Below are 618 nucleotides of genomic sequence, written 5' to 3'. Positions count from 1 at the left end.
CGAGAAGGCTCATATGTGTTAGACATCGTCGGCATTGATGAGGCCGCCATATTCTTCAGCGTAGACGTATTGACCTGAAAGAACGCCAGCGACATACCCTTGGAAATAATCTCCGAAGGTTTTAGCCTGCAATTCTCTGGCCTCCATGTCATGCCACATGGTGATTACCTGTCCGATAGATCCCGATTCTGAAGGATCGAGGTCTAGGCAAAGGTGGTCACCGCCACCGTTATGCGTGAAAGGGATCCACTTTGAGCTCCACCAATGATTCTTGATTCCCTTGTCGGGCTCGGAGAAAGTGTCTTTAAACTCACCAGCATCCAGTAACTCTTTCCAGACAGCCCACTGGCTATAGATTTCTTCGCACGACAAGAACTCCATACCATCGAAAAATGACAAAAATCCGTCTTGGCCATTGTGGACTTTGAGGCAAGCGACAAAATCGAGCGGAAGCTTAATTTCAAGCTGTCGTTCAAGTTCTGAAATTTGCTCGTCAGTCGCCGGAGGATTTAGGCGAGACAGACCTTCGGGCCAATGTTGCGCCAGCCATTCCTCAAACTTCTTCCATGTCTGCTCCATCTCGTCTCCTTGTGTGTCTAACGCTTAGGTAACCGGCAC

General features: G+C 49.0%; 1 protein-coding gene. It reads right to left on the bottom strand.

Annotation, left to right across the window (positions count from 1 at the left end):
• Nucleotides 1-18 precede the first annotated feature (18 nt).
• On the bottom strand, nucleotides 19-579 hold the full coding sequence (locus tag Q675_RS33785) for an SMI1/KNR4 family protein (protein ID WP_023011841.1): 561 nt from the start codon (nucleotides 577-579) through the stop codon (nucleotides 19-21).
• Nucleotides 580-618: the final 39 nt, after the last annotated feature.

Source organism: Marinobacter sp. EN3 (assembly GCF_000475315.1).
Lineage (GTDB): Bacteria > Pseudomonadota > Gammaproteobacteria > Pseudomonadales > Oleiphilaceae > Marinobacter > Marinobacter nauticus.
This window is presented reverse-complemented; position numbering and strand designations above follow the sequence as displayed.

Bases quoted from the DNA above. Each gene is read 5' to 3' on its own strand.
- Q675_RS33785 (WP_023011841.1), bottom strand. From the start codon at position 579: ATGGAGCAGACATGGAAGAAGTTTGAGGAATGGCTGGCGCAACATTGG.